Consider the following 7,672-nt stretch of genomic DNA (forward strand, 5'->3'; position numbering starts at 1 on the left):
GTCCAGGTTCACGCGCACACCGACCTTGTAACCCAGTTGGGTGGCTTCCAGAGCCAGCTTGGTGGACGACTCGGCAGCCTCGTAGGCGCCAACCTGGGCCTTCAGCGACTGCACGCCGAAGAAGGCGCGGCGCGTGTCCYCGGCGACCTTGCGACGGGCAAAGTCAAAGTCATTGCGGGCCCTGTCCTCCAGCACCAGGGTTTCCTTGATGCGGTTCTGCGTCGCGCCGCCGGTGTAGAGCGGATAGCTCAAGGTCAGGCCGATGCTGGCGTTCTTGGAGGTGCCGGCTCCGGCCTGCGCAGCTGCAATGCCACCCAGGCTGTTGTGCTGGTTCTGGCCACCCAGGGTGGCGCTGGCGTCCAGCGTCGGCTTTTCGCCGGCCCGGGCGATCTGCGTATCGAGCTGTGCCATTTCCAGGCCCAACCGCGCCTTGCGCACGCCTGGATGCTGGTCATCGGCTGTCGCGACCCAGGTGTCGACGTTGTCGCTGGGCAGGGCCGGCAGGGCGACCGGCACCGCCAGGCTCTTGGGCTCGACGCCGACGCGGCCGACGAACTGGTCCAGCGTGACGCGCGCGACGCGCAGATCGTTGTCGGCTTTCAGCTCCTGAGCCACTGCCAGGTCATAGCGGGCCTGGGCTTCGCGCGTGTCGGTGATCGTGGCGGTGCCAACCTCGAAGTTGCGCTTGGCCGAGGCCAGTTGCTCGGAGATGCCTGCCTTGTTGGCGCGCGACGTCGTCAGCGTGTCCTTGGCGGCCAGCACATCGAAATAGGCCGTGGCCAGCCGGACGATGAGGTCCTGTTCGGCCAGATCCAGATCGGCCTGAGCGACCGCATAGGCTCGGCGGGCCTTGTCAATGGTCGGAATATTGCTCGCGTTGTAGACGGAATATTTTCCCTGCAGGCCAGCCGTCAATGTCCTCGTATTGAAGCTCGCAGACGAAGGCGGGTCGGTTTGCGCCACGGTGCCCGAACCGGACAGATAGAGCGACGGCCGGATCAGGGCCTCGGCCTGGGCAGCGCGCGCCGCAGCCGCGTCGGCGCTGTTGCGGGTCGCCAGATAAGTCGCGTCATAGCCCCTCGCAGCGTCATAGAGCTCCTGCAGGCTCTGGGCCTGGGCCACGCCGGCGAGCAGGAGGCTGGCGGCGATGGCCAGCGGTTGCAGGATCAGGCGGGGGGCTGTGACGAAGGGCATGGAATTCCTTGACTTGGGCAATGTAGTGAGCGCGGCCGGGTTTATAGAGGCAAAGCCCGCCGGTGACTGAAGCCATGTGACGACCTGCGCCCAAACGGGGAGCAACGGTCGTTTTACGGCGACGGGCTGCATCCGGCCTGGCTTAGAAACTGAAGGCCGGCGCTTCGGCGAAACCCGGCAGGCGCCCGGCCACCGTGTCGAACAGCTCGACGGTGCGGAAGTCGCTCGCGCCGGTGCGCGTGACGAGCACGGCGCGCATGACAGGCACCTCGCCGACGATGGCCGCCAGGCGCCCGCCGACCTTGAGCTGGTTCAGCAAGGCCTGGGGCACCGACGCGACCGAGCCGGACAGCAGGATCACGTCGAAGGGTTCCTCGGCGGCCAGGCCGGCGGCGCCGTCCTGGTTCAGCACCGTGGCGTTCAGCACGCCGGCGCGCTTCAGGTTGGCCGCAGCGGCGGCAGCCAGGCCGGCGTCGGCCTCCAGCGCAATGACGCGCTGCGCCTTGTGGCCCAGCAGCGCGGCCAGGTGACCCGTGGCGGCGCCGATCTCCAGCACCTTCTCGTGGCGCTGCACCTTGAGTTCCTGCAGCAGCCGGGCCTCCACCTTGGGTGCCAGCATGCGACGCGTGGCTGTGAGCGGCAGCTCGGTGTCGACAAAGGCTTGCAGCCTGTGGGCTTCGGGCACGAAGTCCTCGCGGTGCACCACGCGCAACAGCTCCAGCACGCTGGGGTCGAGCACATCCCAGGGCCGGATCTGCTGCTCGATCATGTTGAAGCGGACTTGTTCGAGGTTCATCTTGTTCTCCGAGGCGCGGTCGACGGCAAAAAGCAAAATTCTAGAGGTCAGCCCGGTGTGGCGAGCAAGCCGTGCAGCAGCAGCGACATCTGGGCGTCCAGCAACTCCTCGGCGCCCATGGTCTGGTGGCAGATGTCGTGCTCGCCGAAGGAATGCTCGTGCAGCAGCATGTGCAGCATGGGTGCGATCAGCATGTGCACCGTGGCCTCAACAGGCACGGCGCGGAACTCGCCGGTGCGGATGCCGCGCTCGATGAGGCCCCCGATCAGCGCCTGGGACGGCCGGATGACCTCCTCCACATAGAAACGCGCCAGCTCGGGGAAGTTGCGCGCCTCGACCATCATGATCTTGCAGACGACGCCGGCATTGCCATGGCCGACCTTGGCCCACCAGGCCTGCATCATCTGGCTCAGCAGCTCGGCGATGGAGCCCTGGTACAGCGCCGCCTGGGCAGCCGATTCGGCGATGTGCACGGACAGGTTGTCGCGCACCATGGCCTTGAAGAGCTCGTCCTTGCTGGGGTAGTAGCGGTAGAGCGTGCCCTTGGCCACGCCGGCGCGCGCCGCGATTTCCTCGCTGCGCGTGGCGGCAAAGCCCTTCTCGACGAAGAGCGCCAGGGCGGCGTCCAGCAGCTCCTGCGGGCGGGCGTCCTTGCGGCGTTGGCGGGGGGTGGCGGTGGCCAAGATGGCGAAGTTAATGACCGGAGGGTCAGTAATGTAGCCCGCCGGGCCAGGCAGCGGCAAGGGCACGCCCTGCCCGCTGGCTACACTGCGCGGCTTTGTTCGCCCCCGGAGCCGTTACGTGGATGTCATCCTGCTGATCAAAGCCGCCGTCATGGGCATCGTCGAGGGACTGACCGAGTTCCTGCCCGTCTCGTCCACGGGCCATCTGATCCTGACCGGCAGCCTGCTGGGCATGACGGATGCCAAGTCCAAGGTCTTCGATATCGCCATCCAGAGCGGCGCCATCCTGGCCGTGCTGATCGTCTACTGGGCGCGCATCCGCGAGGCCCTGGGCGGCATCACCAACAGCGCCAAACAGCAGCGCTTCGTCGCCAACATCGCCATCGGCTTCCTGCCCGCCGGCCTGGTCGGTCTGACGGTCTACAAGGCCATCAAGGCGCATCTGTTCAACGCGCCCGTCGTCGCCGGCGCCTTCATCGTCGGCGCGCTGATCATCCTGTGGGTGGAAAAACGCGCCCAGCCGGTGGCCCGCGTGCAGAGCGTGGACGACATGACGGCGCTGGACGCCCTCAAGGTCGGTCTCGTGCAATGCCTGGGCATGATCCCCGGCACCAGCCGCTCGGGCGCCACCATCATTGGCGGCATGCTGCTGGGCCTATCGCGCAAGGCGGCGACCGACTTCTCCTTCTTCCTGGCCATCCCGACGCTGATCTCGGCCGGCGGCTACAGCCTGTGGAAGGAGCGCCACGCGCTGTCCATGGCCGACGCGCCGATGTTCGCCGTCGGTTTCATCGTCAGCTTCCTGGCCGCCTGGGCCTGCGTGCGCTGGCTGCTGCGCTACGTGGCCACCCACAACTTCGTGCCGTTTGCCTGGTATCGCATCGCCTTCGGCGTCGTCGTGCTGGCAACCTGGCTGACCGGTACGGTTATCTGGGCGGACTGAGATAATTAGGTCATGGCCATCACGATCAAGACCGCAGCCGATGTCGAAGGCATGCGCATCGCCGGGCGCCTGGCGTCCGAAGTGCTCGACATGCTCACGGCGCACGTCAAGCCGGGCGTCACCACCAACGAGCTGGACAAGCTCGCGCACGACCACATCGTCAACGTGCAGCAGGGCATTCCCGCGCCGCTGAACTACTGCCCGCCCGGCTACATCCCCTACCCCAAGTCGATCTGCACCTCGGTCAACAGCCAGGTCTGCCACGGCATTCCGAATGACAAGCCGCTGAAGAACGGCGACATCGTCAATATCGACGTCACCGTCATCAAGGATGGCTGGCATGGCGACACCAGCCGCATGTTCGTCGTCGGYGAGGGCTCCATCGCGGCCAAGCGGCTGTGCGCCTTCACCTACGAGGCCATGTGGAAGGGCATCGCCAAGGTCAAGCCCGGCGCGCGCCTGGGCGACATCGGCCACGCCATCCAGACCTTTGCCGAGAACGCCGGCTTCTCCATCGTGCGCGAGTTCTGCGGCCACGGCATCGGCCAGGTCTTCCATGAGGAGCCGCAGGTGCTGCACTACGGCCGCCCCGGCACGCTGGACGAACTCGTACCCGGCATGATGTTCACCATCGAGCCCATGATCAACGCCGGCCGCCGCGAGATCCGCGAGTTGGGCGATGGCTGGACCATCGTCACCAAGGACCGCTCGCTTTCCGCCCAGTGGGAGCACACCATCCTCGTCACCGACACCGGCTACGAGGTCATGACGCTGTCGGCCGGCAGCCCACCGCCGCCCGCCTTCATCACGCAGGCCGCTGCGGCGACCGCGTAAGCCGTGGCCACGCTCGCCGAGCTCCGCCAGCAGTTCAAGGCGGGCAAGCAGACGCTGATCGACGACTTCCTGGCCGCGCGGCCCACGCAGGCCGGCGCCCAGACCCTGCTGCGCCGCCTGGCCCGCCATGTCGACGACGCGCTGCGCGCGCTCTGGGACGGTGCCGGCATGCCCGCGGGCTCCTGTCTTGCGGCCGTCGGCGGCTACGGCCGTGGCGAGCTCTTCCCGCATTCCGACGTCGACGTGCTGGTGCTGCTGCCCGATGGCGTCGAGGCCCATGTGCCCGGCCCGGTCAAGTCGGCCATCGAAGGTTTCATCACGGCCTGCTGGGACCTGGGCCTGGAGATCGGCTCCTCGGTGCGCACGCTGGGGGAATGCCTCAGCGAGTCCGAGGGCGACGTGACCATCCAGACGGCCCTGCTCGAGGCCCGGCCACTGGCCGGAGACGCCAAGCTGTTCAAGCTGATGGCCAAGCGCTTCATGGCGGCCATGGACCCCAAGGCGTTCTTTCGCGCCAAGACCCTGGAGAGCCTGCAGCGCCACACCAAGTTCGACGACACGCCCTACGCGCTGGAGCCCAACTGCAAGGAAAGCCCCGGCGGCCTGCGTGACCTGCAGATGCTGATCTGGATCGCGCGCGCGGCGGGCCTGGGCAAGACCTGGAAGGCCCTCAGCGCACGCGGCCTCATCACGCCCTTCGAGAGCCGCCAGTTGCAGCGCAACGAGGGTCAATTGACGCTGATCCGGGCGCGACTGCATGCGGTCGCCGGCCGGCGCGAGGACCGGCTTGTGTTCGACCTGCAGACCGCCGTCGCGCAAAGCTTCGGCTTCGAGAGCACGGCCTCGCAGCGGGCCTCCGAGGTGCTGATGCGGCGCTACTACTGGGCGGCCAAGGCCGTCACGCAGCTGCACCAGATCCTGCTGCTGAACCTGGAGGAGCAGATCAATGGCTCCCAGCAGGGCTTGCTGCGGCCCATCGACGGCCACCCGGACTTCCTGGACCGCGGCCGCATGCTGGAGGTCGCCAGCGACGACCTGTACCAGCGCGACCCGCACGCCATCCTGCGCACCTTCCTGATCTACCAGCAGACGCCTGGCATCAAGGGCCTGTCGGCGCGCACGCTGCGGGCGCTGTACAACGCCCGCGGCCTGATGGACGCCGCCTGGCGCCGTGACCCGGTCAACCGTGCGACCTTCATGACGATGCTGCGCGAGCCCGAGGGCCAGACGCATGCCTTCCGGCTCATGAACCAGACCTCGGTGCTGGGGCGCTACCTGTGGGTGTTCCGCGCCATCGTCGGGCAGATGCAGCACGACCTCTTCCACGTCTACACCGTGGACCAGCACATCCTGATGGTGCTGCGCAATGTGCGGCGCTTCTTCGTGCCGGAGCATGCCCACGAGTACCCGTTCTGCTCGCAACTTGCCGCGCAGTTCGACACGCCCGAGCTGCTCTATATCGCCGCCCTCTTCCACGATGTGGCCAAGGGCCGCGGCGGCGACCACTCGGAGCTCGGCGCCACCGAGGTGAAGCGCTTCTGCCGCCAGCATGGGTTGAACGCGGAGGACACGGCCATGTGCGTCTTCCTCGTCGAGCACCACCTGACGATGTCGCGCGTGGCGCAGAAGGAAGACCTGTCCGACCCCGACGTTATCGCCGCCTTCGCCGCCAAGGTCGGTGACGTGCGTCGCCTGACGGCGCTGTACCTGCTGACCGTCGCCGACATCCGCGGCACCAGCCCCAAGGTCTGGAATGCCTGGAAGGGCAAGCTGCTCGAGGACCTCTACCGCATCACACTACGGGCCTTGGGTGGAGCCAAGATCAACCTCGACGCCGAGATCGAGGCACGCAAGGCCGAGGCCCGCCAGGACCTGGCCCTGCACTCCCAGCTCCCCGGTACCGAGGAGCCGCTGTGGAAGACGCTGGCCATCAGCTACTTCGCGCGCCATGAAGGCGCCGAGCTTGCCTGGCACGCGCGTTCGCTGTGGCGCCATGTCGAGACTCAAGTGCCCGTCGTGCGCGCGCGTCCCTCGCCCATCGGCGAGGGCCTGCAGGTCCTGGTCTACGCACCCGACCAGCAGGACCTGTTCGCCCGCATCTGCGGCTATTTCGACGGTGCCGGCTTCAGCATCCTCGATGCCAAGGTGCACACGACACGCAAGGGCTATGCGCTGGACACCTTCCAGGTCATCCGCCCCGAGGCCGACGTGCACCACCGCGACCTCGTGCCGCTGGTGGAGCAGAAGCTCAGCGCGGCGCTGCAGACCGGCGGCCCACTGCCCGAGCCGCGGCGCGGGCGCCTCTCGCGCCGCGTCAAGAGCTTCCCCTACACGCCGCGCATCTCACTGCGCCCGGACGAGCGCGCGACGGCCTGGTTGCTGACCATCTCCACCAGCGACCGCGCCGGCCTGCTCTACGCCATCGCCCGTGTGCTGGCGCGACACGGCATCAACCTGCAGCTGGCCAAGATCTCGACGCTGGGCGAGCGCGTGGAAGACACGTTCTTGCTCGACGGCCCGGCACTCCAGCAGAACAAGGCCCAGCTGCAGATCGAGAGCGAGCTGCTGGACGCGGTGTCGCTGCCGGCCTGACCAGCCCACCCCTACCGGCTTCGCTGCCGTGGCCGCCCAACGCAGCACGGCTTGAGCCGCATCAAGGCAGCCGGCGTCCGGGCACGCCACACTTGGCACCGCCATGCCCAACCGCTACAGCGAACAGGCCCTGAGGGAGTCCCAGGCCTTCGGCGTCCGTCCCATTCCCGTGCTGCGCCCGCTGGGCTGGCTCGCGCGCGGCTGGCAGGACCTGTGGCARGCGCCGCTGGCCTCGCTCGCCCACGGCCTGGTCATGGCCGCGTTCGGCGCCCTGCTCTTCGCGTTGGCGCGAGACCGCTTCTGGTTGCTGGCGGGCGCCTTCACCGGCTTCCTCATCGTCGCGCCCATCCTGGCCACCGGCCTGTACGCGCTCAGCCGCGAGCTGGACCGGGGCGGGCAACCCGGCTGGCGCACGGTGCGCGACGCCTGGCGCCCGCGCGACGGCCGGCTCATCGTCTTCGGCGTGCTGCTGGCCTTCGCCGGCACGGGCTGGGTGCTGTGCTCCGCGGCCTTCGTGACCGGCTTTGCCGCCGACCCCATCCACAGCCCGCGCGACTTCCTGCTCAAGGTCGTGATGAACGACGAATCCCGGCTCTTCGAGACCTGGCTCATGCTGGGTGCGGTGCTCGC

At 67.9% G+C, this 7,672-nt stretch carries 7 protein-coding genes; 4 read left to right on the plus strand and 3 right to left on the minus strand.

Annotation, left to right across the window (positions count from 1 at the left end):
* The 3 genes from ACXJKR_RS18625 to ACXJKR_RS18635 form a co-directional block, all read right to left on the minus strand.
* Positions 1-1,194 (minus strand): TolC family protein (locus tag ACXJKR_RS18625; RefSeq protein ID WP_457324076.1); only part of this gene is annotated, 1,194 nt, incomplete at its 3' end.
* A gap of 142 nt (positions 1,195-1,336) precedes the next feature.
* On the minus strand, positions 1,337-1,990 hold the full coding sequence (locus ACXJKR_RS18630) for a protein-L-isoaspartate O-methyltransferase family protein (protein WP_457324077.1): 654 nt from the start codon (positions 1,988-1,990) through the stop codon (positions 1,337-1,339).
* 47 nt (positions 1,991-2,037) lie between these two features.
* Positions 2,038-2,673 (minus strand): TetR/AcrR family transcriptional regulator, encoded by a 636-nt coding sequence (locus tag ACXJKR_RS18635; RefSeq protein WP_235531847.1) that lies wholly within the window; start codon positions 2,671-2,673, stop codon positions 2,038-2,040.
* Positions 2,674-2,791: 118 nt separating this feature from the next.
* Between ACXJKR_RS18635 and ACXJKR_RS18640 the strand changes: the two genes are divergently transcribed.
* The 4 genes from ACXJKR_RS18640 to ACXJKR_RS18655 all read left to right on the plus strand — a co-directional run.
* Complete coding sequence (locus tag ACXJKR_RS18640; protein ID WP_056193396.1) at positions 2,792-3,616, plus strand: undecaprenyl-diphosphate phosphatase; 825 nt, start codon at positions 2,792-2,794, stop codon at positions 3,614-3,616.
* A gap of 12 nt (positions 3,617-3,628) precedes the next feature.
* Positions 3,629-4,450, plus strand: a complete 822-nt coding sequence (gene map / locus ACXJKR_RS18645) for a type I methionyl aminopeptidase (protein WP_457324078.1) — start codon at positions 3,629-3,631, stop codon at positions 4,448-4,450.
* 3 nt (positions 4,451-4,453) lie between these two features.
* Complete coding sequence (locus tag ACXJKR_RS18650; RefSeq protein ID WP_457324079.1) at positions 4,454-7,042, plus strand: [protein-PII] uridylyltransferase; 2,589 nt, start codon at positions 4,454-4,456, stop codon at positions 7,040-7,042.
* A 103-nt stretch (positions 7,043-7,145) separates the two neighbouring features.
* Positions 7,146-7,672: DUF2189 domain-containing protein (locus tag ACXJKR_RS18655; protein WP_457324080.1), on the plus strand; the 527-nt coding region annotated here is incomplete at its 3' end.

The organism is Roseateles sp. P5_E11 (assembly GCF_054049355.1).

Coding starts and splice junctions, on each gene's coding strand:
- ACXJKR_RS18630 (WP_457324077.1), bottom strand. CDS start 1,990: ATGAACCTCGAACAAGTCCGCTTCAACATGATCGAGCAGCAGATCCGG.